This window comes from Natroniella sp. ANB-PHB2, from assembly GCF_046097105.1.
Classification (GTDB): Bacteria; Bacillota; Halanaerobiia; order Halobacteroidales; family Halobacteroidaceae; genus Natroniella.
Genome location: NZ_CP175562.1, coordinates 45,967 through 72,783, shown reverse-complemented (window position 1 = coordinate 72,783; position 26,817 = coordinate 45,967). Strand labels below are relative to the sequence as shown.

The window sequence follows — 26,817 nt, the reverse complement described above, 5'->3', positions numbered from 1 at the left end:
TATATCGCTTTTCTTACTGTTTACTACTTACTGCTCACTATTATTTATCCCTCCGGGTTTTTCGAACTCTTCGTGATAAAAAAATCCGCTCTTAGATTTTTTCTATTACCTCAATCACTTAATTCTTTAATTGTAAATTCTACATTGTACATTTATTCTTTACTTCTTCCCTCCGGGTTTTTCAAACCCTTCGTGATGAAAAAATCCGCTCTTAGATTTTTTCTATCTACTGTTAACCTAGAACCCCTACGAGTCTTGAAAGACTCTTGGTGGTCATAATCCTTCATCATAGAGCAATGAAGAATTATAGTACCTCCTTCGGGCCAACAATCTGACCTTTGATTGCAGATGCTGCTGCTACAGCTGGATTAGATAGATAAACTTCACTTTCTGGATGTCCCATTCGCCCTACAAAGTTACGATTAGTCGTAGCAATTGCTCTTTCTCCTTTAGCCAAGATACCCATATGTCCTCCTAGACATGGCCCACAAGTTGGAGTACTAATTGCTGCTCCAGCGTCCAAAAAGATATCAATTAACCCTTCATGCATTGCTTGACGATAGATCTCTTGTGTTCCAGGGAAGATGATTAATCTTACATGGTCAGCCTTCTTCTTTCCTTCTAAAACCTTAGCTGCTATTCTTAAATCTTCCAAACGCCCATTTGTACAAGAGCCGATTACAGATTGATCAATCTTAATCTCTTCAACATCACTGATTCCTTTTGTATTCTCTGGTAAATGAGGAAAAGCTACTTGAGGTTCAATCTCACTGACATCATACTCAATTACTTCAGCATACTCTGCATCTGTATCACTTTTATAGACTTTATAATCTCGTTGTGCCCTGTCCTTAACATATTCTAAAGTAGTATCATCTGGCTCAATTAAGCCACACTTTCCTCCAGCCTCAATTGCCATATTAGACATCGTCATTCGATTAGCCATTGAGAAATTCTCAATTACCTCTCCTGTAAATTCCATTGCTTTATATAAAGCTCCATCAACACCTATATCTCCAATAGTATATAAAATTAAGTCCTTCCCGCTGACCCACTCTTGTAACTCACCATTATAAATAAATTTAATCGTTTCTGGTACTTTAAACCAAGCCTCACCAGTTGCCATTCCTGCTGCCATATCCGTACTACCTACTCCAGTTGCCAAAGCTCCTAAAGCTCCATAAGTACAAGTATGAGAATCCGCTCCAATTATAATATCACCAGGCAAAGCTAACCCTTTCTCTGGTAATAAACAATGTTCAATTCCCATCTCTCCTATTTCAAAATAATTAGTAATCTTTTTATCATGAGCAAATTCTCTGATCATTTTACACTGTTCAGCTGAATTAATATCTTTATTAGGTGCAAAATGGTCAGGTACAATTGCTACTCGGTCTTGGTCAAAAACTTCCTCAACCCCAATCTTATCAAACTCCTTAATTGCTACTGGTGTTGTTACATCATTTCCAAGTACAAGATCTAGTTTAGCATTTACCAACTGACCTGGTTTTACTTTATCTTCTCCTGCATGAGCTGCTAATATCTTTTCAACCATCGTCATTCCCATTGTTATTCTCCTCTCTCTACCTTAGATTAAAATTACTGCTTATTAAGAATGTTTATCAGGTTAATTTCTTAAGTATTAATTGTTACTAATCATTAATCAGCACCAATATCTTATTTAAGGCATTATTATAAGCTTTAGCACTAGCCTCTATCACATCTGTACTGACTCCCCGACCAACATAAACTTGTTCATTATATTCTAATTTAACAAGTACTTCTCCTAATGCATCTTTCCCACTCGTTACAGCATCAATCTTATACTCAGCCAATTGACAGTCTAAATCAGTAATCCGATTCATAGCATCATAGACTGCATCAATTGGCCCGCCTTCAGAACAAGCAGATTCATTAATCTTTTCACCATCACGCTCCATTTGAACAGTGGCAGTTGCTAATCCAGAAGTACTTGTCACTTGTAATAAACTAATCTCATAAACTTCAGAAACTTGACTGATCTCATCTTCAATAATCGCTTCTAAATCAAGATTAGTAACCTTTTGTTTCTTATCTGCTAAATCTTTAAACCGTTTAAAAGCAGAATTGAGCTCTTCTTGCTCTAATTGATAACCCAACTGCTCTAATCTATCTTTAAAAGCATGTCGACCAGAATGCTTACCTAATACAATCTTATTTTCCTCTAGCCCAATCGTTCTGGCATCCATAATTTCATAAGTCGTCCTCTCTTTAATTACTCCATCCTGATGAATTCCAGATTCATGAGCAAAAGCATTCTTCCCAACAATCGCTTTATTAGGCTGAATTTCCATCCCGGTTAAACGACTAACTAACTTACTAATCCGAGAAATTTCTTTTAAACTAATATCAGTCTTTAGATCATAATAATCATATCTCGTGTTTAATGTTAAAGCAATTTCTTCTAAAGCGGTATTCCCAGCTCGCTCACCAATACCATTAACTGTACATTCAACTTGCTCAGCCCCATTTTGAATAGCTGCTAAAGAATTAGCCACAGCCAACCCTAAATCATTATGACAATGAACACTGATTACAGCTTGCTCTATATTAGAAACATTATCTTTAATATATTTTATAAGCCCACCAAACTCAGCTGGGGTAGCATAACCAACAGTATCAGGAATATTAATTATTGTTGCTCCAGCTTCAATTACCCCTTCAAAGACTTGGCATAAAAAGTCTGGATCACTACGAAAAGCATCTTCAGCAGAAAATTCAACACTATCTGTATAACCTTTAGCATAAGAAACAGCTTTAACTGCCCTCTTCAATACTTCCTGAGGAGATTGCTGTAATTTATGCTCCATATGAACCGCAGAGGTTGCTAAAAAAGTGTGAATCATCGGTTTTTCAGCTTCCTTGACAGCTTCCCAAGCCCGATCAATGTCTTCTTTTGTAGCCCGGGCCAACCCAGCAATTACTGGGCCAGCTACCTCTTGGGCTATCTTTTTTACAGCTGCAAAATCGCCTGGGGAAGCAATGGGAAAGCCTGCTTCTATAACATCAACACCTAACCTTGCCAATTGCTTGGCAATCTCTACCTTCTCTTTGATATTCAAATTGACTCCTGGTGACTGCTCACCATCACGCAAGGTAGTATCAAAAATCCTAACCCCCATTTACTTCACCTTCCCTTCTTAATCCTCAATCCACTGCATCATATCTCTTAGCTTCTTACCAACCTGCTCAATCTGATGATTAGCATCAATCTCTTTTTGCTTTGAATAAGCTGGTCGCCCAACTTGATTCTCCAATAACCAATCCTTAGCAAACTTACCTTCTTGTATATTAGATAATAACTCCTTCATTGCTGCTCTTGATTTATCATTAATAACCTTTCTACCAGCAATCAAATCTCCATACTCTGCAGTATCAGAAATGGAGTCTCTCATAGTAGCAATTCCACCTTCATACATCAAATCAACAATTAATTTCAACTCATGTAAACATTCAAAATAAGCTATCTCAGGTTGATAACCTGCTTCTACTAATGTCTCAAAACCAGCTCTAACTAACTCGGTAGCACCACCACATAGAACAGCTTGCTCTCCAAACAAGTCAGTTTCAGTCTCTTCTTTAAATGTAGTCTCAATTACTCCAGCTCTTGTTCCACCTACACCCTTAGCATGAGCCAAAGCCAAATCCTTAGCATTTCCTGTTGCATCTTGATAGAGTGCAATCAAAGCTGGTACTCCAGCACCTTCTTTATAAACCCTTCTTACTAGATGTCCTGGCCCTTTAGGAGCAACCATATAAACATCAACATCTTCCGGTGGAGTAATCTGTTCAAAGTGAATATTAAATCCATGTGAGAATACAAGAGCATTTCCTGCTTCTAAATTAGGCTCAATAGCATTAGAATAAACCTTCTTTTGAACTTCATCAGGTAATAAAATCTGAATTATATCTGCCTTTTGAGCAGCTTCTTTAGCAGTTACAGGTTCAAATCCATCTGCTTTTGCTTGCTCATAATTAGATGTCCCCTCTAATTCAGCTACAACAACATCCAAACCAGCATCCCGCATGTTTTGAGCTTGAGCATGCCCTTGACTTCCATACCCAATTACTGCAACCTTCTTTCCTTCTAAATAACTTAAATCTGCATCTTGATCATAATACATTTTTATCATTTCTACTCAACTCCTCTTTTAATTTTTGATTCTTTATTTTAAATTATTAACTATCCAATATTAAATATTAATTACCCTTATTTTTCTCCTCTAACCATTGCTATCTTACCAGTCTTAACCAACTCGATAATTCCAAATGGCCTCAATAATTCTTCAATGGCTTCAATCTTTTCTTCACTTCCAGTCATTTCAATTACCAAAGATTTAGCAGCTACATCTACAACCTTCCCTCTAAAGACATCTACAATCTGCATGATTTCAGACCTAGTCTCTATGTTAGCTTGAACTTTAATTAAAGCTAAGCTCCTATCTATTGATGAATCATTCGTAATATTACTTACCTTATAGACATCTATCAGTTTATTTAATTGTTTAGTAACCTGTTCTAAGACCTGTTCATCACCTTCAACTACAATCGTAACTCGCGAAACTTCTTGGTCTTCAGTAGTACCTACAGATAAACTATCTATATTGTAGCCACGTCTACTAAAAAGACTAACGGTTCTAGCCAATACACCTGATTTATTAGCTACTAAAACTGAAACTGTATGTTTCATTAGTTACCCTCCCCTAAGATCATATTATTGATTGCCCCTCCAGCAGGTACCATTGGGAAGACATTCTCTTCTTCTTCAATTATAAAGTCTAACACTACTGGTTTTGGACTAGCAATAGCTCTTTTTAAGGCTCCTCTAACATCTTCAGCTTCTGTTACTCTAATTCCAACTGCTCCAAAAGCCTCTGCTAGCTTAACAAAATTAGGTGTCATTTCTGGACAATCATCTCCTGGTGCAGCACAATTATCAGGACAGCTCTTTCTCTTTCTTAAACAAGTAGAAGAGTAACGTCGTTCTTTAAATAATTGCTGCCACTGTCTAACCATCCCTAAATAATGATTGTTTAAAATGATTACATTGACCGGCAACTCATAACTGACTGCTGTAGCAAGCTCTTGCAAATTCATCTGAAAACTTCCATCACCAGCAATACAGAAAATATCTTTATCTGGATTCCCCATCTGAGCACCTAATGCAGCTGGGAAACCATAACCCATCGTTCCTAGACCACCTGAAGAAGCAAAACTTCTTGGTTGAGTATACTTATAATATTGAGCAGCCCACATCTGATTTTGACCTACTTCAGTAGTAATCGCTACTTGATCATTATCTGTTAAGTAATCAAGTTCAGTAATTACCTTCTTTGCTGTCAACCTATCTGCAACAGGTGGTTGATTAACGATTGACTCTCCCTTCCATTCTTGAATCTGTTTATACCATTCTTGACGCTCTTGCTCTTTAACCATTTGATTCAAGTCGGTTAAAACTGCCTTTACATCACCAACAATTGGAATATCAACATCCACTCGTTTAGAGACTTCAGCAGGATCTATATCAATATGAATTACTTCTGCTTCTGGAGCAAACTCTTCTAATTTACCAGTAATTCGATCATCAAATCTAGCTCCAATCGCAATCAATAAATCCGTATCAGTAATTGCATAATTAGCCTCTTCAGTACCATGCATTCCTAGCATACCTAAAGCTAACTCATCAGTTTCTGGGAAAGCTCCTAAGCCCATTAAAGTTGTAGTTACTGGAATTTGAGCCTTCTTAGCTAACTTTCTTAACTCTTCAGCTCCTCCACTCGCAATTACTCCTCCTCCAGCATAAATAACTGGTTTTTCAGCCTGCTTAATTGACTCACTTGCTTTCTTAATCTGTAACCTATGACCAGAATAATTAGGTTTGTAACCTCTCAAATCAATATCACTAGGATATTCAAATTCAGCCATATCTGCTTGAACATCATTAGGTATATCAATCAAGATTGGCCCTGGTCTTCCTGTTGTAGCAATATGGAAAGCTTCTTTAATAATTCTTGGAAGCTCTTTTACATCCTGTACTAAATAATTATGTTTTGTAATTGGAACAGTGATTCCAGTTATATCTGCTTCTTGGAAAGCATCAGTTCCTAACATACTGGTTGCAACCTGACCTGTAAAAGCAATTATTGGAACTGAGTCAATATAAGCAGTAGCTAACCCTGTAACCAAGTTAGTTGCTCCTGGCCCAGAAGTTGCAATACAGACCCCAGGCTTACCAGTACTACGTGCATATCCATCAGCAGCGTGAGCTGCTCCTTGCTCATGCCTAGTTAAAATATGTTCTAGTTGTGGCTCATCATACAATACATCATAAATTGATAATACAGCTCCACCTGGATAACCAAATATCTTATCTACTCCCTCCTCAATTAATGATTTAACGACTATTTCTGCACCTGTCAACTTCATACTAAATTCACCTCTTCTAAAATTATTATTTCTATTTATTAATAGAAATTTATGTCTGAAAAGGAAAAAACTCCAGACCTGAGTAGTCTAGAGGTTAAAATTAGGTACACTTATCCCTATTACCTATTAATTATACCTACTAGCTACTCAACTTATAAACCTACTTCTCTACTCAACTACTCAACTACTAAATTATACTAAAAAATAAAAAACCTCTCATCCAGATTAACGTACAATAGACATTAATCGGGACGAGAGGTCTTCCTCACGTGGTACCACCCTAGTTTTTGCTATCACTTCACAGTAATAGCCTCATTAAGTACTCACATACTTAAATAAAGTATGTTCCATACTCCAGCATATGGTAACGGATACTGTCTTCTTAAGTAATTAACTTAAGAAACCGGCATAACCTACTTAAACTTCAGTCTGCAGCTCCAAGGAGATCTTCAATAATTAATTTTAACACTGGCTTGCACCATCCCCAGCTCGCTCTTGATAAAATTAAATTACCTACTCTTCCTTTTCGACGCTTTTAAAGAAATCTTCAATTCTTGTTATTAAGTATAGAATATATCCTATACTTTGTCAAGAGATTTTTAGTTCGATTATGCAGTTTAAGGGTGAGAGAAATAATAGATTTAGATCTCGGTTCTCAGCTACTCCGATTCTCTGTAATCTAATCAGAACTATTTCAGTCCCTATCATTACTTTTTAACTTGATTATTTAATTTTATATTTAATTAATAGTATATGAAATATTGAAACCAATGTCAAGAACTATTTTTTTATTTTTAGAGAATTTATTGTTAACTCCAAAAATATAAACATTGACAATCATCAAATTATTTATTATAATACTAATCATAATCACGAATTAAGAGTTTAGAAAATTAATATTTACTGATTAACTTCTAATCCAAAAGATTGAGATAGATTAAGCCTAACAAGCAATAAATCTATTTTAATTTAATTTTAGAGGAGGCGTTTTAAATGAAAAATAGTAAATTAACGATTCAAGATTTAACTTACTCAGCACTATTTGCTGCTTTACTAGCTAGTGTAGCTTACTTGGTTATTCCTTTACCGTTTAGTCCTGTTCCAATTACATTACAAACACTTGTTGTAATGTTAGCTGGAGCTACATTGTCAACTAAACAAGCTGGATTAAGTATGCTTATTTTTTTATTAATAGGCTTTAGTGGAGCACCAGTCTTTGCAGGAGGTAATGCAGGAATTGGAGTTTTAGCAGGCCCTACTGGTGGATATTTAGTTGCCTATCCCTTAGGAGCAATCACTGTTAATTTATTAGTTAAAAAGGATAGTTACTACCAGACTGCTTTAGCTATGATCTTAGGAGGGGTTGTAATTATTCATCTATTAGGAGTCGTCTGGATGAGCCTTGTTACAGATATGAGCTTAGCAGAAACCTTTATTGCTGGTAGCCTTCCCTTTATGCCAGGGGATATAATTAAAGCAGCAGTTGCTACCCCACTTAGTAATAAGATCAATAATTACCTAGAAGCTAAAAAATAAAAAAGGTAGGGGGTTAATATTAACTCCCCTACCTTTTTAACAACTATTCCACTAAACATCAATCACTATTACCCAAGAATAGCTCCTGTATTTGCTGAACTGACCAACTTAGCATACCGAGATAAATAACCGGTCTTGATCTTTGGTTCTGGTACTTCCCAGTTTGCTAATCGCTCTTCAATCTCTCCTGTACTTAATTTAACATTCAATTTACCATTAGGAATATCGATCTCAATAATATCCCCTTCTTCAACAGCAGCAATTGGCCCACCTTCCATTGCTTCTGGTGAAATATGACCAATTGAAGCACCTCGTGTTGCTCCAGAAAAACGACCATCAGTAATCAAAGCTACTTCTTTATCTAAACCAACTCCTGCTACAGCAGATGTTGGAGTTAACATCTCTCGCATTCCTGGCCCACCTTTTGGCCCTTCGTACTTAATCACTACTACATCTCCAGCTTCGATCTCACCGTTGTGAACAGCCTGTACTGTCTCTTCTTCAGAATTAAAGATTCGAGCTGGCCCTTGATGAACTAACATCTCCTCTGCTACTGCTGCCTGCTTAACGACAGCTCCATCAGGAGCAATATTTCCAGTCAACACAGCTAAACCACCTGTTTGATGATAAGCAGTTGTAAAGTCTCTAATAACATTACTATCTAAAATTTCTACCCCTACCAAATTCTTTTCAATCGTCTGTCCGGTAGCTGTAATTAAATCTTCCTCAAGCAAGTCATTATCACTTAGAATCTTCATTACAGCTGGAATTCCCCCTGCTCGATCCAAATCTTGAATATGATGCTTCCCAGCTGGGCTTAAACTACATAAATGTGGTACTTCCTCTTTAAATTGATTAATTAAGGCTATATCTAAATCAATCCCAGCTTCATATGCAATAGCTGGCAGATGTAACGCTGTATTAGTAGAACATCCTAAAGCCATATCAACCTTTAAAGCATTATCAAAAGCTTCTTTAGTTAAAATATCTAACGGTTTAATATCCTTTTCAAAAAGTTCCATTACTTGTTGGCCCGCCTGCTTAGCTAGTCTTACTCGCTCTGCATAGACAGCAGGAATTGTCCCATTACCTGGCAAACCCAAACCTAAAACTTCTGTTAGACAATTCATTGAATTAGCAGTAAACATTCCTGCACAAGACCCACAACTTGGGCAAGCACTATTTTCAATTTCTAATAATTCTTCTTCAGACATCTGACCTGTTTTAACCGCTGCTACTCCTTCAAAAACGGTCTTTAAATCTATATTCTCTCCTTTATGCTGGCCTGCTAACATTGGCCCGCCACTAACAACTACAGTAGGAATATTCAATCTAGCTGCTGCCATCAACATACCTGGAACAATCTTATCACAGTTAGGAATTAAGACCAATCCATCTAAAGCATGAGCTTTGACCATTGTCTCTACAGAATCAGCAATCAATTCTCTACTAGCTAACGAATAATGCATACCTTGATGCCCCATTGCTATACCATCACAGACACCAATTGATCCAAATTCTAATGGTATTCCTCCAGCCATTCTAACTCCATCCTTAACACCTTGAGCGATCTTATCTAAATGAACATGCCCTGGAATCAACTCATTAACTGAATTACAGACTCCAATCAATGGCTTTTCTAACTCCTCATCTGTCAACCCCATTGCTTTAAATAATGATCTTTGTGGTGCACTATCAACTTTTTTAGTTACCTTCTCACTTCTCATATTCTTCCTCCTCTGTAACTACTTTATAATTTATAACATCATTAAGATTAATATTATCTACTTTCTATTAATTTTAAATATATTCTAACAAAAATCAAACCAATAAGCAATATTCTTTTTTTTAACAAAGTATTTTAAAAAACATCCAGGAAAATTATTACAATTGTTCAATGAATAATTATAGCACTTATAATATGGAGGGTTATTATGCACAAAACAGATAACAAAAAGAATAAATTACCTTTAATCGATTTAATCAAAGCACAGTCGATCTGGTATTTGATCAATTTTTTAATCATATTTTTCCAAAGTTATACTTCCCCTGATAAATTACCTTATATGAAAGAAATATATTTTTTAATCTTTAATATCATTGGACAAGGTCTATTCGTCTCTTGTTTATTATACTGGACTACAATGATTTATGAGTTATCCTTTGTAGAGCTAGGGATTAATTTTGATAATTTTTTTAACAGTCTGAAGCTTGGGTTAAAGATAAGCAACCCATTTTTTATTGGAATAATTATTATTCACTTAATCTTAACGGCAGAACACATTACTCCCTTAATCATAATTACCGATTTAGATCAGTTAGCTTTAAGTCTGCTTTACTTTTTACTACTCTTTATTGCCTATTTATTTCCTGCCTTTAGTAAAGAACTATTTTATAGAGGTTTTATTTATTATCAATTTAAAAAGTTTTATGGTCTCAGGTTGGGCTTCATTATCAGCCTAATTTATTATACAGTCAGTTATTTAGATTTTAGACTGAGTAGTTTATTACTCCATTTTATAATGGGATTAATTACAACTTACCTTTACCATAAAACAAATTCTTTACTAGCATCAATAATCTTTCGCTCTACATATCAAGCTAGCTTAACTCTCTATCTATTTTCATTTTCTAACTGGCAATTTTAAATTATAAACTGACTTTAATCTTTGTTCCACATTCTGGACATCTTTGCTTTACTAAATCAATCTGTACTTGATTATAATTTCTCTTAATAACTGGATATTTACAGTCAGGACAGTATGTAATTCGATGTTGATTATCAGAAATATTTCCTAAATAAACATAGTCAAGATACTTTTCTGCTACACTTTTTGCTTCTAATAACTTTTCTATCGAAGTAGGTTCTTTATCTAACTGATAACGAGGAAAATAACGGGCCAAATGAAGTGGAATCTGACAATCAAAACCTGCTATCCAATCAACCAATTGCTTAATCTCTTCTTCAGAATCATTTAACCCAGGAATCAATAAGGTAGTAATCTCTAATAGAGTAGTTTGGTAGATTAATTCAACGGTTCTCTTAACTGGGGTTAATTTTCCTCCACAAATCTCTTGATAAAAATCATCCGTAAAAGACTTAAAATCCAGATTAATAGCATCAATATACGGTAATAATTCTTGTAATGGTTGGGGGTTAATCATTCCATTCGTAATTAAAACATTCTTCAAACCTTCCTTATGGGCCAACTTTGCCGTCTTTAGAACATACTCATACCAGACTAATGGCTCTGAATAAGTATAAGCCAACCCAATTGAATCCTTATTTAAGGCTAATTCGACAGCCTGCTGGGAAGAAAGTTGCTCAGTCTCTGTTCTAGGTTCATGAGCAATTCTATAATTTTGGCAGAACTTACATTTTAGATTACACCCTACTGTTCCCAAAGAAAGAATTCGACTCCCAGGCTGAAAATGAAACAGAGGCTTTTTCTCAATTGGGTCCATAGCCACAGCACTAACCCGCTGGTAATTAATTGTCCGTACCTTCCCCTCCTTAACTTCTCTTACCTGACACTCCCCCTGCTCACCTTCTGCTAATAAGCAAACATGAGGACAGAGTTGACATCTAATTAAATCACCTTCCTGTTTATAATATAATGCTTCCTTCACCTTCAGCCCCCTTTTTTTAAGTTAACAACTTACAGTTAAAAACCAACATCTTAAGAGCATAAGCAACTAAGTTTTAGATTTTCAACTATACACCATCAACTATTTTTAAGTATATCTAGTTACTTTAAAACGCATTAGTTCAACATCAGCTTCATTAAGAGTAATTCCAGCCTTTCTCTTAGCAATTTCAACCTGCTTAGCGGCAGTATCAACCCCTTCTAAATCAGGCAATAACAGACCAGTTCGATCACCTTGCTTTACGATTACCCCATACTTTTTAGGATCAAGCTGTTGGATGTTCTCTACCTCTTTTGGTTCTCCTAATATATCTACTGAATAGGTCAGTTCTTCTAACTCATTTAAGTTAACAGCTTCAAAACGGGGATCCTTAAAAGCAGCACTTAAAGCATTATTAATAACCTCTTCTGCTATATTATCTTGGGTTGGTTCAGTAGTTCCTATACAACCACGCAATTGTTCATCTTTTTTTAGCGATACAAAAACACCCGCCTTCTTTGCTAGCCTTGGATCTAGCTCACTTGGTGGGGCAATTACTTCTTTATTTTTGGCATACTCTTCTACTGCTTGCCGGGCCAATCTAACTACTTCACTTTCATTCTTCCTAACCCCTTCTAACTTTGCCTTCTTGTTAGCTATAATCTGCTCTAAAAGACTATCTACTTCCTTTTCACCTTTTACTCGGTAACTAGCTACTGCATAGCCAACCCCAAAAGGTCCTTGATAGGACAACACTCCTCCTTCTACATCTAACCCATCAATAGTTCCTAACATCATGATTAATGGTCTTAATCCACATTCTCCTGCTTTTTCAATTAAAGAAGAATCAAGGTTAAATAACTCTTCAACTTCCAAATTATCTAAGTACTCAACTACTGCTTCATCGAATTCCCTCCCATGGGGATTAAAACCTGCTGGAGCATCCGCTGTTAATCGATGAGATAGATCACCACTAGCAATTACAGCTACTTTATAGCCGAATTTTTTAGCAACAATCTGAATTACCTTGCCAAATTTATATAATTCTTCATACGATAACATCCCCATCGTAATTGGTATTAAAGGCAATTCAACCCCAACTTCTTCTAAGTAATAGAGGGGAACTAACACTCCATGATCCAATTTAAAATCAATATCAAGCTTATCAGCAGCAGCCTGGTCAATTCTAGCTACTGTAGTACCTATATTATTAGTTGCTTTAATAATTTCCTGTGTGAATTCTTCCTTCAGCTGATAATTAAACTTCAAATCCGGTTGACCAAACTGTGCAAAATCACCCACTAATTCTTGAGTACTCAAGATACTAATTGCATCCCTAAAGACAGGACCGTGAGGGCTAATAGTGATAATCAAATCTGGATCTGACTCTTTAATTTCCTTAGCAAATCGTTCCATACTTTCTTTTGTTTCTTCAATTTCTTCTAAACTATTAAGACCTATTTCAGGCACTAAAATTGGGGGATGAGGTGCCAAGCCAGCAAAAACTGTCCCACTCATCTTATCACTCCTTTTTATAAATTATCCCTACTATTCTTTCCTATTTTTTAATTATTCATCATTCAATATTAAATATTCAACGCTCTTATTAACTACCAAATTGTATATGCATAAGAAAAAGGAAGAGCTGACCCCTTCCTTATCATAAATAAAATTATCTTTTTGAAAACTGTGGTGACTTACGTGCTTTCTTACGTCCATACTTTTTACGTTCTTTCATTCTCGGATCTCTAGTTAAGAAACCATGCTTTTTAAGTGCATCACGATATTCTCCTTCAGTTTCTAATAACGCACGAGCAATTCCATGACGAATAGCTCCAGCTTGACCTGAAGTTCCACCACCTTCAGCTTTAACGATTATATCAAACTCTCCTAAAGTTCCAGTTGCTTCTAACGGTTGCTTTACAATTTGCTCTAGTACATCTCTACCAAAATAATCAGATAAAGGTTTATTATTAACAATAATTTTACCATCACCAGGGATCAATCTAACACGTGCAGTTGAAGTCTTTCTTCGTCCAGTTCCTAAGTATTCAACCTCTGCTGCCATAAAAAATTCCTCCTTCCAGTATTATAATTCTAATTCTTTAGGTTGTTGAGCTTGATGTGGATGCTCATCTCCAGCATAAACCTTTAATTTCTTTAACATTTTTCGTCCTAGTCTATTTTTAGGTAACATTCCTTTTACAGCATGCTCTATTACCAATTCAGGTTTCTTTTTTAATAATTCACCATATGGTGTAGACTTCAATCCACCAGGATATCTAGAGTGCTTATGATATAATTTTTGTTCTAGTTTATTACCAGTCAAATGAACTTGCTCAGCATTAATTACAATTACATAATCTCCAGTATCAACATGTGGTGTATAAATTGGCTTATGCTTCCCTCGTAAAACTTTTGCAATTTCTGAGGCAACTCTACCTAAAGTCTTACCCTCAACATCTACAATATGCCATTCTCTATCAATTTCTTCTGGTTTTGCCATATATGTGCTCATAACTTTCCCTCCTTACAACTTAATTTATTTATCTATTATTAAGAACTGACCGGGGCGTCAGTGGTAAATCTCAAACATATACACATCTATTTTATTACACCAAACCATTACTGTCAAGAATTTTTAACAGTTAATAATTTACTTTAATTAATGATAGTCCACAAGCAGGAGCAGTAGGGCCCGCAAGGCTACGATCTTGAGCTAATAATACTTCTTTTACCCAGATTGGCTTTTTTTTGCCCTTAGCAACTTCAACTAAAGTGCCAACAATAATCCTTACCATATTATATAAAAAGCCACTTCCTTTAATAGATATAGTTATTAAAGGGGCCGTTAAATTAACACTAATCTCTAGTTCATAAATTTGGCGAACTGGACTTCTAGCACTACAACCTGCCGCCTGAAAAGAAGAAAAATCATATTCCCCCACTAAGTACTGTGCTCCTTCTCTCATTGCCTCCAAATCTAATTTATGACTAATATGATAAGTATAATTTCGTGAAAATGGAGAAGGAAACTCTCGATTATAAATTTGATAATGATATAATTTTCCTGTACTATTATATCTCGAATGAAATTCAGGATCAACTTCATAAGCATCAGTTACTACAATATCAGCAGGTAATTTAGTATTTAATGCCAAAGCAAAACGCTCAGTTGGAATTGAAGATTCAATTTGACAATTAAAGACTTGTCCTTGAGCATGAACTTTAGCATCAGTCCTACTAGCCCCAATAATCTTAACTTCTTTTTTAATCAACTTCTGTAATGCCTTCTCTATTTCTCCTTGAATAGTTACTGCATTATTTTGGCGTTGAAACCCATGATAACTTGTACCATCATAAGTAACAGTACATTTTAAATTTCGCATCCCTTCAACTCCATTATAATAAGATAGCTACTAATCCTAAATAAATCAAGCTGATTGCCATTATTAAATAGTCCCTTGTGGATAACACTAATACATTCATTCTTGTTCTATTTTCTCCTCCACGATAACACCTTGATTCCATAGCTAAAGCTAAATCATCAGCTCTTCTAAAAGCATTAATAAATAAAGGAACAAGTAGTGGAATTAAACTTTTGGCCTTTTTAATTAAATTACCACTTTCAAAATCAGCTCCTCTAGCTTTTTGAGCATTCATTATTTTTTGTGCTTCCTCTAATAAAGTAGGAATAAACCTTAAAGCAATGGTCATCATCATTGCTAATTCATGGGCAGGCACTCCAATTCTTTTAAAAGGATTTAATAACCTTTCCAATCCATCCGTTAATTCTAAAGGAGAAGTCGTTAAGGTCAGCAACGAAGTAAATGTAATTAAAAAGATTAAGCGTAAGATCATAAATAATCCCAACCTCAATCCCTCTTCTTCAATCCTTAAAAATCTCCACTGCCATAATACCTCCCCACCTCTAGTCATAAACAAATGAATTACCAAAGTAAATAAAATAATAAATGTCAAAGGTTTAATACTCTTTATAATTAGATTCAAATTAATTTTAGATATCATAGCTGCTAAGCAAATAAAACCAGCCAAAATAAAATAACCACTAAATGTGTTAATTAAAAATACAGTAATAATAAAGAGCATTACAACTAAAATTTTGGTTCTTGGATCAGATTTATGAACTACTGAATCTCTTTCAATATACTGGCCAATCATAATATCATCTAACATTATTTTACCCTCGCATTAACTTTAATATTTCTTGTTCAGCTTCTTCAATGGTAAAGATATCAGTAGCTATCTTATTGCCTTTATTTTTTAATTTCATTAACACTTCTGTGATTTGTGGTACTCCTAAGCCAATATTTTCTAAAAACCCTTGCTGCTGAAATACTTCTTCAGATGTCCCATTTAAGACTAGTTCTCCTTCATCTAAAACTAAAATTCTATCGGCTAGACGTGCAATTTCTTCCATCCGATGAGAAATCAAAATAATTGTCAACGAAGTTCTTTGTTGCAAGGCAACAATTTCAGCTATTATTTCTTGCCTAGTTTTAGGATCTAATCCAGCAGTTGGTTCATCTAAAATTAAAATTTCTGGCTCCATGGCTAATACACCAGCAATAGCTACTCTTCTTTGTTGTCCACCAGATAATTTAAAAGGAGATCTATCTTTAAAAAATTGATAGTCTAAACTTACTATCTCTAAAGCATTTTTCACCTGCTGTTCAACCTTTTGTTCAGTTAACCCTAAATTTCTAGGTCCAAAAGCTATATCAGCAAAAACTGTCTCCTCAAATAACTGATGTTCAGGATACTGAAAAACAAGACCCACTCTCCGTCTAACCTCTTTTAAGTTCTTAATTTTTGTAATATCCTGATCATCAATAATGATTTGACCGGTAGTAGGCTTAATTAACCCATTTAATGTTTGAACAAGAGTCGATTTCCCTGAACCAGTATGTCCTATCAAACCAAGAAATTCTCCTCGTTCAATTGTAAAATTTATATCTTTTAAAGAATAATTATCAACGCTTGAATCTGAATCATAATTATGACTTAATTCTTTGACTTCAAGTAACATAACTTTTCCACCAACTCATCTACATTAAAAATATCAGGAGGGATATCTAAGCCTGCCTGAGATAACCGAAAAGCCAATTCAGTTGATTGCGGAACATCTAGATGATATTTTTTAATCTCATCTACTTGGCTAAATATTTCTTTCGGAGTACCCTCTAAAACAATCTGCCCTTGATCCATCACAATAATCCTATCTGCTAATAATGCCTCCGACATAAAATGAGTGATATGAACAACTGCCATTCCTAATTGTTGGTTCAATTCTTTCACAGTTGCCATTACTTCTTTTCTACCAACCGGATCTAACATAGCTGTTGGTTCATCTAGCACTAAACATTTAGGGTGCATTGCTAAGATGCCTGCAATAGCTATTCTCTGTTTTTGTCCGCCTGATAAATTATGAGGAGCATTACGCCTAAATTCATTCATTCCAACTACTTCTAGTGCTTCTTCAACTCTTTTTTTTATTACTGCTGACTCTAGTCCTAGATTTTCTGGGCCAAAAGCTATATCTTCTTCTACAATATTAGCTACCAGTTGGTTATCAGGATTTTGAAAAACCATTCCTATTTGTCTTCTAATCTCCCAAATGTTTTCTTCCCTAGAAGTAGCTTTACCGTTAACTAAAACTTCTCCCTCATTTGGTACCAATAATCCATTTAACATCTTAGCTAAAGTAGATTTTCCTGATCCATTATGACCTACAATCACAACAAACTCTCCAGAATCAACTTCTAAATCGACCCCTTTTAGTATCCAGCTTTGCTCTTTTTTATAACGATAATATAGATCCGCAATTTCAATTAATGGCATCTTCTCACCAACCTAGTATAAGAAAAACAGCCATTGATCATACCGGACGAAGAAAAAAGAAGAGCTGGACGTCCAGTATTATTCAATTTAGATGGCTGTTTAATAATAATTGAGCTTATTCTACTAATTCTAAAATAACCATTGGTGCTGCATCGCCTCTTCTTGGTCCTAATTTCATAATTCGAGTATATCCTCCTTGACGATCAGCAAATCGTGGTGCAATTTCATCAAATAAAGCTTCTACTGCTTCTCTATCTTGAAGTTGGCCCATTACTTGTCTACGAGCATGTTGAGTACCCTTTTTAGCTTTAGTAACTAGCTTCTCAGCAAATCTTCTTGCTTCCTTAGCTTTGGGCTCAGTAGTTTCAATTCGCTCATTTTTAAATAAAGCAGTAGCTAGTGAAACTAGCAAAGCTTTACGTGATGAACTCTTGCGACTTAATTTTCTTTGAGCCATAACTAACCCCTCCTTCTTCAATTCAATTTTATAACTCAGGCTGTCTTAAAGATAAATCTAATTCAGCTAATTTAGCCTTAATCTCCTGCAATGATTTTTTACCTAAATTTCTAACTTTCATCAGGTCATCTTCTGTTATATCAGTTAATTCCTCAACAGTATTAATTCCAGCTCTTTTTAAACAATTAGAAGAACGAACTGATAATTCTAATTCTTCAATTGTAGTTTCTAAGATTTTATCTTTCTCTTCTTCTTCCTTCTCCACCATGATATCTGTATCGTTAATTTCTTCATTTAAATTAATGAATAGGTCTAGATGTTCTTCAATAACTTTAGCAGCTAAACTAATAGATTCCTCTGGATCAATGCTTCCATCAGTCTTGACTTCCAACATTAACCTATCAAAATCACTTCTGTTACCTACACGAGCATCTTCTACCTTGAAATTAACTCTTTCAATAGGTGAAAAAGAAGAATCAATAGGTATTACTCCTATTATATGTTCATCATCTTCATTTTCTTCTGCAGTAACATACCCTCGCCCCTGCTCTACAGTAGCTTCTAACCTAAAATCTGCTTCGGCTGATAAAGTAGCAATGTGTAATTCTGGATTTAAAATTTCTAGATTACCACTTACTTGAAAATCTCCAGCAACAACTTCTCCTTCGCCACTTGCTTCTACTCGCAGAGTCTGAGGCTCTTGTTCATCCATATTTATAATTACTTCTTTTAAATTTAAGATGATATCTGTTACATCTTCTACAACTCCTGGCACAGTAGAAAATTCATGACGAACTCCTTCTATCTTAATAGAAGTTATTGCAACACCTGGTAAGGATGACAACATAATCCTCCTTAAAGAGTTACCTAAAGTAATGCCATACCCTCTCTCTAAAGGAGAAACAACAAACTTACCATAATCATCTGTAGATTCAATACGTTCAATTGACGGTTTCTGAATTTCAATCATTAATTTTTAACCCTCCCTTATAATAAACTAAATTTACTACAATTAGCTGAGGGTGATAACTTTTGGGCAGCAAATATGAAAACTCTAATTATTATCTAGAGTAAAACTCTACAATCAACTGTTCTTTAATTGGAATGTCAATCTCTTCTCGAACAGGCTCAGTTAATACTTTTCCTTCTTTTTTCTCAAAATTAACTTGTAACCAAGAAGGAGTTTCCAAATTAGCATTCATTTCGATATTTTCTTTAATTCTTTTCATATCTTTGCTAGCTTCTTTAACTCCAATTAAATCTCCTTCTTCTACTTGATAAGAAGGAATATCAACTCGACTACCATTAACTTCAATATGTCCATGCCTTACAAGCTGCCTAGCTTCATTTCTTGAAGCAGCAAACCCTAATCTATATACAGCATTATCTAATCTACGCTCTAGTATCTTTAAGAAATTTTCACCAGTAATTCCTGGTTTTCTTTCTGCTGTTTCAAAATACCTATTAAATTGATTCTCTAATACTCCATAAACCCTTCTTACTTTCTGCTTCTCTCGTAATTGCAAACCAAATTCAGATGGTTTTCTACGACGTTTTTTACCATGTTCACCAGGTGCATAAGAGCGACGTTCAATTGCACATTTATCAGAATAGCACCTTTCACCTTTCAAGAATAACTTTTCCCCTTGTTGTCGACATTGTCGACAAACTGGACCAGTATATCTTGCCATATTTATATACACCTCCACAATTATATTTAAAGCTATAAATTATACTCTACGACGTTTTGGTGGTCTACAACCATTGTGTGGAATAGGAGTTACATCTTTAATCAAAGTTACTTCTATTCCAGTTGCTTGTAAAGCACGAATAGCCGCTTCACGACCAGAACCAGGCCCTTTAACAAATACTTCAACTTCTTTCAATCCATATTCTTGTGCTTCCTTTGCTGCATTATCAGCAGCCATTTGAGCAGCATAAGGAGTACTCTTTCGTGAACCTTCAAATCCTAAGTTACCTGCACTTGACCATGCAATTGTATTTCCTTTTCTATCAGTTAAGGTAACAATTGTATTATTAAAAGTAGATCTAATATGTGCTTGACCTTTTTCTACTCTTAATTTCTTCTTTTTATTCTTTCGACGTGCCATATTATCCCCCCTTGCATAAATTAGATTCTAAATTACTTAGCTCTATCTACTTACTCCGACAGTCCTTTTAGGTCCTTTTCTAGTCCGTGCATTAGTCTGAGTTCTTTGTCCCCTAACTGGAAGACCCCGCTTATGCCTTAATCCTCTATAAGAACCAATATCTTTTAAACGCTTGATATTACCTCTTACTTCACGACGTAATTCTCCTTCTACAAGATACTCCTCATCAATTACTTTACGTAACTTAGCTACTTCACCTTCAGTTAAATCACGTACTCTTGTATCAGGATCAATACCAGCTGCATCTAAGATCTTTTGGGCAGTTGATCTGCCAATACCATAAATATAGGTTAATCCAACTTCAACCCTTTTATTCCGCGGTAAATCAACACCTTCAATCCGTGCCATAACTATAACACCTCCTAATTAATTGTTAATAATTTATCCTTGTCGTTGTTTGTGTTTGGGATTTTCACAAATAACATAAACTCTTCCTTTACGACGAACAACTTTACATTTATCACAAATAGGTTTTACTGATGGTCGAACTTTCAATTCTAACCCTCCTTCTATCTAGCTTAAATATAGCTTGATTTAAGATTTATGACGATAAGTAATTCGGCCTCGACTTAAATCATAAGGTGATAACTCAACTGTTACTTTATCTCCTGGTAAGATTCGAATAAAGTTCATTCTCATCTTTCCAGAAACATGCGCTAATACCTTATGACCATTCTCTAATTCAACTCTAAACTTTGCATTAGGTAACGGTTCAACCACAGTACCTTCTACTTCAATCGGCTCTTCTTTTGCCATTGACTATCCTTAACCCCCTCTAGTAAATTTAACATAAACCCATTTTATTACTTCAATATACTATTATATCATATAACAGATATTTTATGCAATTAAGCCTTGGTTAAAATTCGAAACCCTGAGTCAGTAACAGCAACAGTATGTTCAAAATGAGCAGATAGCTCACCATCACAAGTTACCACAGTCCAGTTATCATCTAAAGTTTCTACTTCATAACCTCCAGCATTAATCATTGGTTCAATTGCTAAAACCATACCCGCTTTCAATCTAGGACCTCGTCCTGGAGATCCAAAATTAGGAATTTGGGGATCTTCATGCATATTCCGCCCAATCCCATGACCAACAAATCTACGTACTACAGAATAACCTGCTTGTTCTGCATGTTGCTGTACTGCATTAGAGATATCTGAGATCCTATTACCAACTTTTACTTTCTCAATCCCCTTAAACAAAGACTCTTCAGTTACAGTCAGTAACCTTTCTGCTTTTTCAGATACTTGGCCAACTGGTAAAGTTCGAGCAGCATCTCCATAATATCCATCAACAACAGCCCCAATATCAAGACCTATAATATCACCTGTTTCAAGGTGACGTGAACTTGGAATACCATGAACAACCTGTTCATTAATAGCAATACAGACAGTACTGGGAAAACCTTGATACCCTTTAAAAGCAGGCTTAGCTCCTTGAGCACGAATAAACTCTTCTGCTATTTGATCAATTTCTTGGGTAGTAATTCCAGCTTCAATCTTTTCAGCTAACACAGCATGAGTTTGAGCTACAATCTGACCAGCCTTCCTCATAATATCTATTTCACGAGAAGATTTTCTAATAATCATTTACTTTATCGCCTCTAAAGCTTCTTTTATCTTTACAAAGACTTGTTCAGGATTTTTTTCTCCATCAATTACACATATAAGATCACGTTCTTGATAATAATCAATTAAAGGAGCAGTTTGTTTAGAATAAACAACCAGTCGCTCTTTAATTGTCTCTGGATTATCATCATCTCGTTGATATAATCCTCCATCACATTCATCACAAACTCCTGTCTCTTGTGGTGGGCTAAATTCAATATGAAAGCTTGCTCCACATTCAGAACAGACTCGTCTTCCAGATAGACGATTAATAACCTCTTGATCACTAACGTTAATATTAAATACAATATCTAAACAAATTTCTAAATCCTCTAAAATATTAGTTAATGCATCAGCTTGATTTACAGTTCGAGGAAACCCATCTAGAATGAAACCTTTTTGGCAGTCATCTCTAGATAGTCTTTCTTCAACCATTCCAATAGTAACTTCATCAGGCACTAATTTTCCTTGGTCAATATATTCTTTGGCTTTTTTTCCTAAAGGAGTTTCATTTTTAATTGCCTCTCGAAAGATATCTCCAGTAGCAATATGAGGAATAGAATACGCTTTTGCAAGTCTTTTCGCTTGCGTTCCTTTGCCTGCTCCCGGAGGGCCAACTAATAACAAATACATACTTTATCACTCCTTGAAATTATTTCATAAAACCTTCATAATGCCTTGCTAATAACTGGGTTTCTACTTGTTTCATTGTTTGCAAAGTAACACCAATTACAATCAACAAAGCAGTTCCACCAAACCTTGCTTCAATACCCGTCAATACAATAATAAAGTCTGGTATAACAGCAATAATTGCCAAGAAAATTGCGCCAAATAAGGTGATTCGAGTTAAAACTTTATCTAAATACTGGGCAGTTGGTCGTCCTGGACGTCTTCCAGGTATAAATCCACCCCGCTTTTTCATATTATCTGCTACTTCAATTGGATTAAAGCTGATTGCTGTATAAAAATAAGTAAAGAAGATAATTAATACAGCATATATAATAGTATATAACCAAGAGCCTGGAGTTAGAAGCCTTGCTATTGCCGCTGCCCAATCTTGTTGAATAAATTGAGCAATAGTAGCTGGAAATAATAATACTGAAGAAGCAAAAATCACTGGCATTACCCCTGCTTGATTAATCTTCATCGGGATATGAGTTGATTGCCCTCCATATACTTTACGTCCTACTACTCGCTTAGAATATTGAACAGGAATCTTTCTTTGGCCTTCATGAATATAAACAATTGCCCCAATCACAATTACTGCAATCACTAAAAATAGTGCCAAGTTGAAAATGTTAATTGCCCCTGCTCTTAACTCCCTAAATGTAGTAGCAACTCCTGTAGGAAACCTAGATAAGATTGACACAGTAATTAAAATTGAAATTCCATTTCCAATTCCATACTCTGTTATCTGTTCTCCAAGCCACATCAAAAATACAGTTCCGGCTGTCAAAGTAATAACAATTGTAAACAAATTGAAAAAATTAGGGTTAGCTATAGCACCATGATTTCTGATCATCAAAGTAATACCAACACCCTGAATTATTCCTAATAAAACAGTAGCATATCGCGTATACTGCGTAATAACCTTTTGACCTTCTTGCCCTTGCTTAGAAAGTTCTTCTAGTTTAGGAATCACAACAGTTAATAATTGCATTATAATAGACGCAGTAATATAAGGGCTGATACTTAAAGCAAAAATAGTGAAATTAGATAGAGCCCCTCCAGCAAACATATCAAGAAATCCTAATACCCCTTCACCACGAAACAACTCTTGTAATACTTGAGGGTCAATACCTGGAACTGGAATTTGGGCTCCAATTCGATAGACAGCAACCATTGCTAACATAAATAGAATTTTGCCTCTCAATTCTTTAACCTGAAATGCACTACCTAGAGCTGATAACATTTATTATACCACCTCTACCTTTCCTTCAGCACCCTCTATTTTCTCAACTGCGGATTTACTGAATTTATTAGCTTTAACAGTCAGACTCTTCTCCAACTTACCATCACCTAAAATTTTAACTCCATCCTTCACCTTGTCAATTAACCCTATTTCTTGTAATTTTTCAATTGTAACCTCTGAACCATCATCAAACTTATTAAGTTCTTCAACGTTGACAATTGCAAACTCTTTTTTGAATTTAGCATTGGAAAAACCATGTTTAGGAAGTCTTTTAAATAAAGGAGTCTGTCCTCCTTCAAAAGCAACTCTTACTCCACCACCTGAACGAGCATTCTGCCCTTTATGTCCTCGACCAGAAGTCTTTCCTTTACCTGACCCAATACCTCTTCCTACTCTCTTTTTCTTGCTTTTAGATCCTTGAGCTGGCTTTAATTCATGTAATTTCATTATCTTCACCCCCTCATTATCTCCTGTTCTTTAATTAACCTAGTAATTCTTCTACAGTTTTACCTCTTAACTGGGCAACCTTTTCAGCATCTTTTAAGCTATTTAACCCTTGAATTGTTGCTCTAACCATATTGATTGGATTATCTGATCCTAATGATTTAGTTAAGATGTCCTTAATTCCTGCTAATTCAATCACAGCACGGACAGCTCCTCCCGCAATTACTCCAGTACCTTCTGCTGCTGGTTTTAGCAAAACTCTTCCAGCACCAAAAACTCCAGTAATCTCATGAGGAATCGTAGTATCCTTTAAGGCTACCTTAACTAAGTTCTTCTTAGCAGCGTCAATTCCTTTATGAATAGAATCAGGAACCTCATTTGCTTTTCCAATAGCAGCTCCAACATGTCCGTTACCATCACCAACAACTACTAAAGCACTAAAACTAAATCGGCGCCCACCTTTAACTACCTTAGATACGCGGCTAATATTAACAACACGTTCACTTAAATCCAACTTTTCAGGATCAATATTTTTATTCATCATTTTCCCTCCTTCTCATCATAGACTACTAGAATTTTAGTCCATTTTCTCTTGCGGCTTCTGCTAAAGCTTTAACTCGACCATGATAATCATTTCCGCCACGATCAAAAATAACCTTATTAATTCCTTTATCTAAAGCTCGTTCAGCAATATATTCTCCAACAACCTTAGCTGCTTCTTTATTACCACCATTTTCAATTTCACCTTTAATTTCAGTATCAACAGTGGAGGCAGAAGCTAATGTTTCACCAGCAAAATCATCAATTACCTGAACATAAATATTATCTAAACTTCTATATACACTTAACCGAGGTCGATCTGGTTTACCTTTTACTTTATTACGCACTCGCTGATGTCGTCTCCTTTTAGCTTCACGCTTGCTTAACTTCCCCATTATTTCCCCTCCTTTACTCAACTAATTACTAGCATTGACGTTAATATTAAGCTAATAAAATATTAACCAGTTTTTCCTTCTTTTCGCCTAATATGTTCATCAACATACTTGATTCCTTTTCCATTATAAGGTTCCGGCTTTCTAACTGCTCGAATATTGGAAGCTACTTGTCCAACTAACTGTTTATTGCTTCCTTTAACAACAATTTTATTCCCATCAACCTCAAACTCTATTCCCTCTTTAGGTTCAATAGTTACTGGGTGAGAATAACCAACTTGCAACTCTAAATTACTACCTTTTTTAGCTGCTCGATAACCTACACCGTTTAATTCTAATTCTTTTTTGAACCCTTTCGTTACACCTTCAATCATATTTATAATTATACTTCTTGTCAATCCATGTAATGCTTTATCAGGCTTAGAATCAGTTGGTCTTACTACCGTAACTTGCTCATCTTCAATTTTAATCTCCATTCTAGAACTAATTTTCTCTGTTAATTCAGCTTTAGCGCCTTTAACCGTTAAAATACTCTTTTCTAAAGATAATTCTACACCTTCAGGAATCTCTACTGGTACATGACCTATCCGAGACATATTCTTCACACCTCCTTTTGTTCTTAAAAATTACCAAACATAACAGATTACTTCTCCGCCAATCCCCTCTTTACGAGCAGATTTATCAGTCATTACACCGTGAGAAGTAGAAATAATAGCAATACCTAATCCACCTAATACTTTTGGTACCTCTTCTTTATTAGCATAAACTCTTAATCCTGGTCTACTAATTCGTTTCAAACCAGTAATAACTTGTTCCCCATTAGCTCCATATTTTAAAAATAAGCGTAATTTTCCTTGTGGGCCAACATTAATTCTTTTATATCCTTTGATAAACCCTTCTTCAGATAAGACACGTGCAACTTCCTCTTTGAGGTTAGAAGCAGGAATATCTACTTCATCATTTACAATAGTAATAGCATTTCTAACTCTTGTTAACATATCAGCAATAGGATCAGTCATAAAATTACTTACCTCCTTTCAAATTTACAATTAATTTACCAACTAGCTTTCCTAACACCAGGCAATTTACCCTCATGGGCCAACTCTCTAAAACAGATTCGGCACAACTCAAACTTTCTGAGTACTCCATGTGGTCTTCCACAACGACGACAACGTTGCTCTTCACGAGTTGAATACTTAGATTCTCGGTTGGCTTTCTCAATTTTTGACTTTTTAGCCACTTTTTCCCCTCCTTAATTATTTTTTAAGTGGTAACTTCATTAGGGATAATAACTCCTTAGCTTCCTCATCTGTCTCAGCAGTAGTTACAATTACAATGTCCATCCCTAAAATCTTATCAATCTCATCAACGTTAATTTCTGGAAAAACAGTATTGTTGCTTAACCCTAGAGAATAATTACCTCGTCCATCAAAAGATTTTGCAGAAAGACCTCTAAAATCACGTACACGTGGTAGAGCAACATTAATTAATTTATATAAAAACTCATTCATTTCTTCACCACGTAAAGTAACTTTACATCCAACTGGCATACCCGCTCTAATTTTAAAATTAGCGACAGACTTTTTAGCTCGAGTAATTACTGGTTTTTGACCTGTAATAGTTTCTATAGACTCAGTAGCTTGATCTAGTAAATTAGCATCTTCACTTGCTTCTCCAAGTCCCATGTTAATAATAACTTTTTCTAACTTAGGAACTTCCATTACATTATCATAATCGAATTTTTCCATCAACGCTGGTATAATATCTTCTCTATATTCCTTCTGTAGTACAGACATAG

At 35.3% G+C, this 26,817-nt stretch carries 33 protein-coding genes and 1 other annotated feature; of the genes, 2 read left to right on the top strand and 31 right to left on the bottom strand.

Features of this window, described 5'->3' with window-relative positions:
- Positions 1-304: 304 nt before the first annotated feature.
- The 5 genes from leuC to ilvB all read right to left on the bottom strand — a co-directional run bounded on the left by leuC (position 305) and on the right by ilvB (position 6,465).
- The gene (gene leuC / locus ACKF5P_RS00435; RefSeq protein WP_408955544.1) at positions 305-1,567 is read right to left on the bottom strand and encodes a 3-isopropylmalate dehydratase large subunit; all 1,263 of its coding nucleotides are present in this window, start codon (positions 1,565-1,567) and stop codon (positions 305-307) included.
- Positions 1,568-1,652: 85 nt separating this feature from the next.
- Positions 1,653-3,161, bottom strand: a complete 1,509-nt coding sequence (locus tag ACKF5P_RS00430; protein WP_408955543.1) for a 2-isopropylmalate synthase — start codon at positions 3,159-3,161, stop codon at positions 1,653-1,655.
- A gap of 18 nt (positions 3,162-3,179) precedes the next feature.
- A complete protein-coding gene (ilvC, locus tag ACKF5P_RS00425) occupies positions 3,180-4,172 on the bottom strand; it encodes a ketol-acid reductoisomerase (RefSeq protein WP_408955542.1) in 993 nt (330 codons plus the stop codon).
- Positions 4,173-4,249: 77 nt separating this feature from the next.
- Complete coding sequence (gene ilvN, locus ACKF5P_RS00420) at positions 4,250-4,729, bottom strand: acetolactate synthase small subunit (protein WP_408955541.1); 480 nt, start codon at positions 4,727-4,729, stop codon at positions 4,250-4,252.
- Complete coding sequence (gene ilvB / locus ACKF5P_RS00415) at positions 4,729-6,465, bottom strand: biosynthetic-type acetolactate synthase large subunit (protein ID WP_408955540.1); 1,737 nt, start codon at positions 6,463-6,465, stop codon at positions 4,729-4,731. The genes ilvN and ilvB overlap by 1 nt, the downstream gene beginning before the upstream one ends.
- A 244-nt stretch (positions 6,466-6,709) precedes the next feature.
- Positions 6,710-7,004: a binding site (T-box leader), on the bottom strand.
- Positions 7,005-7,458: 454 nt separating this feature from the next.
- Between ilvB and ACKF5P_RS00410 the strand changes: the two genes are divergently transcribed.
- Positions 7,459-8,001, top strand: coding sequence for a biotin transporter BioY (locus ACKF5P_RS00410; protein WP_408955539.1), 543 nt, complete (start codon positions 7,459-7,461; stop codon positions 7,999-8,001).
- A gap of 68 nt (positions 8,002-8,069) precedes the next feature.
- Here the strand turns inward: ACKF5P_RS00410 and ilvD are convergent, their stop codons facing one another.
- Positions 8,070-9,728: a dihydroxy-acid dehydratase gene (gene ilvD, locus ACKF5P_RS00405; protein WP_408955538.1), complete on the bottom strand. Its 1,659-nt coding sequence runs from the start codon at positions 9,726-9,728 to the stop codon at positions 8,070-8,072.
- Between the two features lie 207 nt (positions 9,729-9,935).
- Here ilvD and ACKF5P_RS00400 point away from each other — a divergent pair, with 207 nt between their 5' ends.
- Complete coding sequence (locus ACKF5P_RS00400) at positions 9,936-10,649, top strand: CPBP family intramembrane glutamic endopeptidase (RefSeq protein WP_408955537.1); 714 nt, start codon at positions 9,936-9,938, stop codon at positions 10,647-10,649.
- A 1-nt stretch (position 10,650) separates the two neighbouring features.
- On the opposite strand, the gene amrS is transcribed toward ACKF5P_RS00400, so the two are convergent.
- The 25 genes from amrS to rplE form a co-directional block, all read right to left on the bottom strand.
- Complete coding sequence (gene amrS / locus ACKF5P_RS00395; RefSeq protein WP_408955536.1) at positions 10,651-11,631, bottom strand: AmmeMemoRadiSam system radical SAM enzyme; 981 nt, start codon at positions 11,629-11,631, stop codon at positions 10,651-10,653.
- A gap of 105 nt (positions 11,632-11,736) precedes the next feature.
- A complete protein-coding gene (gene amrA, locus ACKF5P_RS00390) occupies positions 11,737-13,146 on the bottom strand; it encodes an AmmeMemoRadiSam system protein A (RefSeq protein ID WP_408955535.1) in 1,410 nt (469 codons plus the stop codon).
- A 154-nt stretch (positions 13,147-13,300) separates the two neighbouring features.
- A complete protein-coding gene (gene rpsI, locus ACKF5P_RS00385) occupies positions 13,301-13,696 on the bottom strand; it encodes a 30S ribosomal protein S9 (RefSeq protein WP_408955534.1) in 396 nt (131 codons plus the stop codon).
- A 21-nt stretch (positions 13,697-13,717) separates the two neighbouring features.
- The gene (gene rplM / locus ACKF5P_RS00380; RefSeq protein WP_408955533.1) at positions 13,718-14,146 is read right to left on the bottom strand and encodes a 50S ribosomal protein L13; all 429 of its coding nucleotides are present in this window, start codon (positions 14,144-14,146) and stop codon (positions 13,718-13,720) included.
- A 130-nt stretch (positions 14,147-14,276) separates the two neighbouring features.
- Positions 14,277-15,017 carry a tRNA pseudouridine(38-40) synthase TruA gene (gene truA, locus ACKF5P_RS00375; RefSeq protein WP_408955532.1) on the bottom strand — a complete coding sequence of 247 codons (741 nt, stop codon included), beginning with the start codon at positions 15,015-15,017 and terminating at the stop codon, positions 14,277-14,279.
- Positions 15,018-15,030: 13 nt separating this feature from the next.
- Entirely contained in the window at positions 15,031-15,825 is a 795-nt protein-coding gene (locus ACKF5P_RS00370) for an energy-coupling factor transporter transmembrane component T family protein (RefSeq protein WP_408955531.1), read from the bottom strand.
- Positions 15,826-15,829: 4 nt separating this feature from the next.
- A complete protein-coding gene (locus ACKF5P_RS00365; protein ID WP_408955530.1) occupies positions 15,830-16,678 on the bottom strand; it encodes an energy-coupling factor transporter ATPase in 849 nt (282 codons plus the stop codon).
- The gene (locus ACKF5P_RS00360) at positions 16,654-17,490 is read right to left on the bottom strand and encodes an energy-coupling factor transporter ATPase (RefSeq protein ID WP_408955529.1); all 837 of its coding nucleotides are present in this window, start codon (positions 17,488-17,490) and stop codon (positions 16,654-16,656) included. Before ACKF5P_RS00360 ends, ACKF5P_RS00365 begins: the two co-directional genes overlap by 25 nt.
- A 115-nt stretch (positions 17,491-17,605) precedes the next feature.
- A complete protein-coding gene (rplQ, locus tag ACKF5P_RS00355; RefSeq protein WP_408955528.1) occupies positions 17,606-17,947 on the bottom strand; it encodes a 50S ribosomal protein L17 in 342 nt (113 codons plus the stop codon).
- Between the two features lie 28 nt (positions 17,948-17,975).
- Positions 17,976-18,917, bottom strand: a complete 942-nt coding sequence (locus ACKF5P_RS00350; RefSeq protein ID WP_408955527.1) for a DNA-directed RNA polymerase subunit alpha — start codon at positions 18,915-18,917, stop codon at positions 17,976-17,978.
- A gap of 91 nt (positions 18,918-19,008) precedes the next feature.
- Positions 19,009-19,638, bottom strand: a complete 630-nt coding sequence (gene rpsD, locus ACKF5P_RS00345) for a 30S ribosomal protein S4 (protein WP_408955526.1) — start codon at positions 19,636-19,638, stop codon at positions 19,009-19,011.
- A gap of 39 nt (positions 19,639-19,677) precedes the next feature.
- Positions 19,678-20,058: a 30S ribosomal protein S11 gene (rpsK, locus tag ACKF5P_RS00340; RefSeq protein ID WP_408955525.1), complete on the bottom strand. Its 381-nt coding sequence runs from the start codon at positions 20,056-20,058 to the stop codon at positions 19,678-19,680.
- Positions 20,059-20,100: 42 nt separating this feature from the next.
- Positions 20,101-20,466 (bottom strand): 30S ribosomal protein S13, encoded by a 366-nt coding sequence (rpsM, locus tag ACKF5P_RS00335; RefSeq protein WP_408955524.1) that lies wholly within the window; start codon positions 20,464-20,466, stop codon positions 20,101-20,103.
- Between the two features lie 33 nt (positions 20,467-20,499).
- The gene (rpmJ, locus tag ACKF5P_RS00330) at positions 20,500-20,613 is read right to left on the bottom strand and encodes a 50S ribosomal protein L36 (RefSeq protein ID WP_013277182.1); all 114 of its coding nucleotides are present in this window, start codon (positions 20,611-20,613) and stop codon (positions 20,500-20,502) included.
- 39 nt (positions 20,614-20,652) lie between these two features.
- On the bottom strand, positions 20,653-20,874 hold the full coding sequence (gene infA, locus ACKF5P_RS00325) for a translation initiation factor IF-1 (protein ID WP_248624639.1): 222 nt from the start codon (positions 20,872-20,874) through the stop codon (positions 20,653-20,655).
- 92 nt (positions 20,875-20,966) lie between these two features.
- Positions 20,967-21,713 (bottom strand): type I methionyl aminopeptidase, encoded by a 747-nt coding sequence (gene map, locus ACKF5P_RS00320; protein ID WP_408955523.1) that lies wholly within the window; start codon positions 21,711-21,713, stop codon positions 20,967-20,969.
- The gene (locus tag ACKF5P_RS00315; protein WP_408955522.1) at positions 21,714-22,364 is read right to left on the bottom strand and encodes an adenylate kinase; all 651 of its coding nucleotides are present in this window, start codon (positions 22,362-22,364) and stop codon (positions 21,714-21,716) included.
- A gap of 19 nt (positions 22,365-22,383) precedes the next feature.
- On the bottom strand, positions 22,384-23,643 hold the full coding sequence (gene secY, locus ACKF5P_RS00310; protein ID WP_408955521.1) for a preprotein translocase subunit SecY: 1,260 nt from the start codon (positions 23,641-23,643) through the stop codon (positions 22,384-22,386).
- Positions 23,644-23,646: 3 nt separating this feature from the next.
- On the bottom strand, positions 23,647-24,090 hold the full coding sequence (gene rplO, locus ACKF5P_RS00305; protein ID WP_408955520.1) for a 50S ribosomal protein L15: 444 nt from the start codon (positions 24,088-24,090) through the stop codon (positions 23,647-23,649).
- A gap of 34 nt (positions 24,091-24,124) precedes the next feature.
- Positions 24,125-24,628 carry a 30S ribosomal protein S5 gene (gene rpsE, locus ACKF5P_RS00300; protein ID WP_408955519.1) on the bottom strand — a complete coding sequence of 168 codons (504 nt, stop codon included), beginning with the start codon at positions 24,626-24,628 and terminating at the stop codon, positions 24,125-24,127.
- Positions 24,629-24,656: 28 nt separating this feature from the next.
- On the bottom strand, positions 24,657-25,022 hold the full coding sequence (gene rplR / locus ACKF5P_RS00295; protein ID WP_408955518.1) for a 50S ribosomal protein L18: 366 nt from the start codon (positions 25,020-25,022) through the stop codon (positions 24,657-24,659).
- Positions 25,023-25,084: 62 nt separating this feature from the next.
- Positions 25,085-25,615, bottom strand: coding sequence for a 50S ribosomal protein L6 (gene rplF, locus ACKF5P_RS00290; RefSeq protein ID WP_408955517.1), 531 nt, complete (start codon positions 25,613-25,615; stop codon positions 25,085-25,087).
- A gap of 30 nt (positions 25,616-25,645) precedes the next feature.
- Positions 25,646-26,038, bottom strand: a complete 393-nt coding sequence (gene rpsH, locus ACKF5P_RS00285; RefSeq protein WP_408955516.1) for a 30S ribosomal protein S8 — start codon at positions 26,036-26,038, stop codon at positions 25,646-25,648.
- Between the two features lie 35 nt (positions 26,039-26,073).
- Entirely contained in the window at positions 26,074-26,259 is a 186-nt protein-coding gene (locus tag ACKF5P_RS00280; RefSeq protein WP_408955515.1) for a type Z 30S ribosomal protein S14, read from the bottom strand.
- 16 nt (positions 26,260-26,275) lie between these two features.
- Positions 26,276-26,815, bottom strand: a complete 540-nt coding sequence (rplE, locus tag ACKF5P_RS00275; protein ID WP_408955514.1) for a 50S ribosomal protein L5 — start codon at positions 26,813-26,815, stop codon at positions 26,276-26,278.
- Between the last annotated feature and the right edge of the window lie 2 nt (positions 26,816-26,817).

Coding starts and splice junctions, on each gene's coding strand:
- leuC (WP_408955544.1), bottom strand. CDS start 1,567: ATGGGAATGACGATGGTTGAAAAGATATTAGCAGCTCATGCAGGAGAA.
- ACKF5P_RS00430 (WP_408955543.1), bottom strand. CDS start 3,161: ATGGGGGTTAGGATTTTTGATACTACCTTGCGTGATGGTGAGCAGTCA.
- ilvC (WP_408955542.1), bottom strand. CDS start 4,172: ATGATAAAAATGTATTATGATCAAGATGCAGATTTAAGTTATTTAGAA.
- ilvN (WP_408955541.1), bottom strand. CDS start 4,729: ATGAAACATACAGTTTCAGTTTTAGTAGCTAATAAATCAGGTGTATTG.
- ilvB (WP_408955540.1), bottom strand. CDS start 6,465: ATGAAGTTGACAGGTGCAGAAATAGTCGTTAAATCATTAATTGAGGAG.
- ACKF5P_RS00410 (WP_408955539.1), top strand. CDS start 7,459: ATGAAAAATAGTAAATTAACGATTCAAGATTTAACTTACTCAGCACTA.
- ilvD (WP_408955538.1), bottom strand. CDS start 9,728: ATGAGAAGTGAGAAGGTAACTAAAAAAGTTGATAGTGCACCACAAAGA.
- ACKF5P_RS00400 (WP_408955537.1), top strand. CDS start 9,936: ATGCACAAAACAGATAACAAAAAGAATAAATTACCTTTAATCGATTTA.
- amrA (WP_408955535.1), bottom strand. CDS start 13,146: ATGAGTGGGACAGTTTTTGCTGGCTTGGCACCTCATCCCCCAATTTTA.
- rpsI (WP_408955534.1), bottom strand. CDS start 13,696: ATGGCAGCAGAGGTTGAATACTTAGGAACTGGACGAAGAAAGACTTCA.
- rplM (WP_408955533.1), bottom strand. CDS start 14,146: ATGAGCACATATATGGCAAAACCAGAAGAAATTGATAGAGAATGGCAT.
- truA (WP_408955532.1), bottom strand. CDS start 15,017: ATGCGAAATTTAAAATGTACTGTTACTTATGATGGTACAAGTTATCAT.
- ACKF5P_RS00370 (WP_408955531.1), bottom strand. CDS start 15,825: ATGTTAGATGATATTATGATTGGCCAGTATATTGAAAGAGATTCAGTA.
- ACKF5P_RS00365 (WP_408955530.1), bottom strand. CDS start 16,678: ATGTTACTTGAAGTCAAAGAATTAAGTCATAATTATGATTCAGATTCA.
- ACKF5P_RS00360 (WP_408955529.1), bottom strand. CDS start 17,490: ATGCCATTAATTGAAATTGCGGATCTATATTATCGTTATAAAAAAGAG.
- rplQ (WP_408955528.1), bottom strand. CDS start 17,947: ATGGCTCAAAGAAAATTAAGTCGCAAGAGTTCATCACGTAAAGCTTTG.
- ACKF5P_RS00350 (WP_408955527.1), bottom strand. CDS start 18,917: ATGATTGAAATTCAGAAACCGTCAATTGAACGTATTGAATCTACAGAT.
- rpsD (WP_408955526.1), bottom strand. CDS start 19,638: ATGGCAAGATATACTGGTCCAGTTTGTCGACAATGTCGACAACAAGGG.
- rpsK (WP_408955525.1), bottom strand. CDS start 20,058: ATGGCACGTCGAAAGAATAAAAAGAAGAAATTAAGAGTAGAAAAAGGT.
- rpsM (WP_408955524.1), bottom strand. CDS start 20,466: ATGGCACGGATTGAAGGTGTTGATTTACCGCGGAATAAAAGGGTTGAA.
- infA (WP_248624639.1), bottom strand. CDS start 20,874: ATGGCAAAAGAAGAGCCGATTGAAGTAGAAGGTACTGTGGTTGAACCG.
- map (WP_408955523.1), bottom strand. CDS start 21,713: ATGATTATTAGAAAATCTTCTCGTGAAATAGATATTATGAGGAAGGCT.
- ACKF5P_RS00315 (WP_408955522.1), bottom strand. CDS start 22,364: ATGTATTTGTTATTAGTTGGCCCTCCGGGAGCAGGCAAAGGAACGCAA.
- secY (WP_408955521.1), bottom strand. CDS start 23,643: ATGTTATCAGCTCTAGGTAGTGCATTTCAGGTTAAAGAATTGAGAGGC.
- rplO (WP_408955520.1), bottom strand. CDS start 24,090: ATGAAATTACATGAATTAAAGCCAGCTCAAGGATCTAAAAGCAAGAAA.
- rpsE (WP_408955519.1), bottom strand. CDS start 24,628: ATGAATAAAAATATTGATCCTGAAAAGTTGGATTTAAGTGAACGTGTT.
- rplR (WP_408955518.1), bottom strand. CDS start 25,022: ATGGGGAAGTTAAGCAAGCGTGAAGCTAAAAGGAGACGACATCAGCGA.
- rplF (WP_408955517.1), bottom strand. CDS start 25,615: ATGTCTCGGATAGGTCATGTACCAGTAGAGATTCCTGAAGGTGTAGAA.
- rpsH (WP_408955516.1), bottom strand. CDS start 26,038: ATGACTGATCCTATTGCTGATATGTTAACAAGAGTTAGAAATGCTATT.
- rplE (WP_408955514.1), bottom strand. CDS start 26,815: ATGTCTGTACTACAGAAGGAATATAGAGAAGATATTATACCAGCGTTG.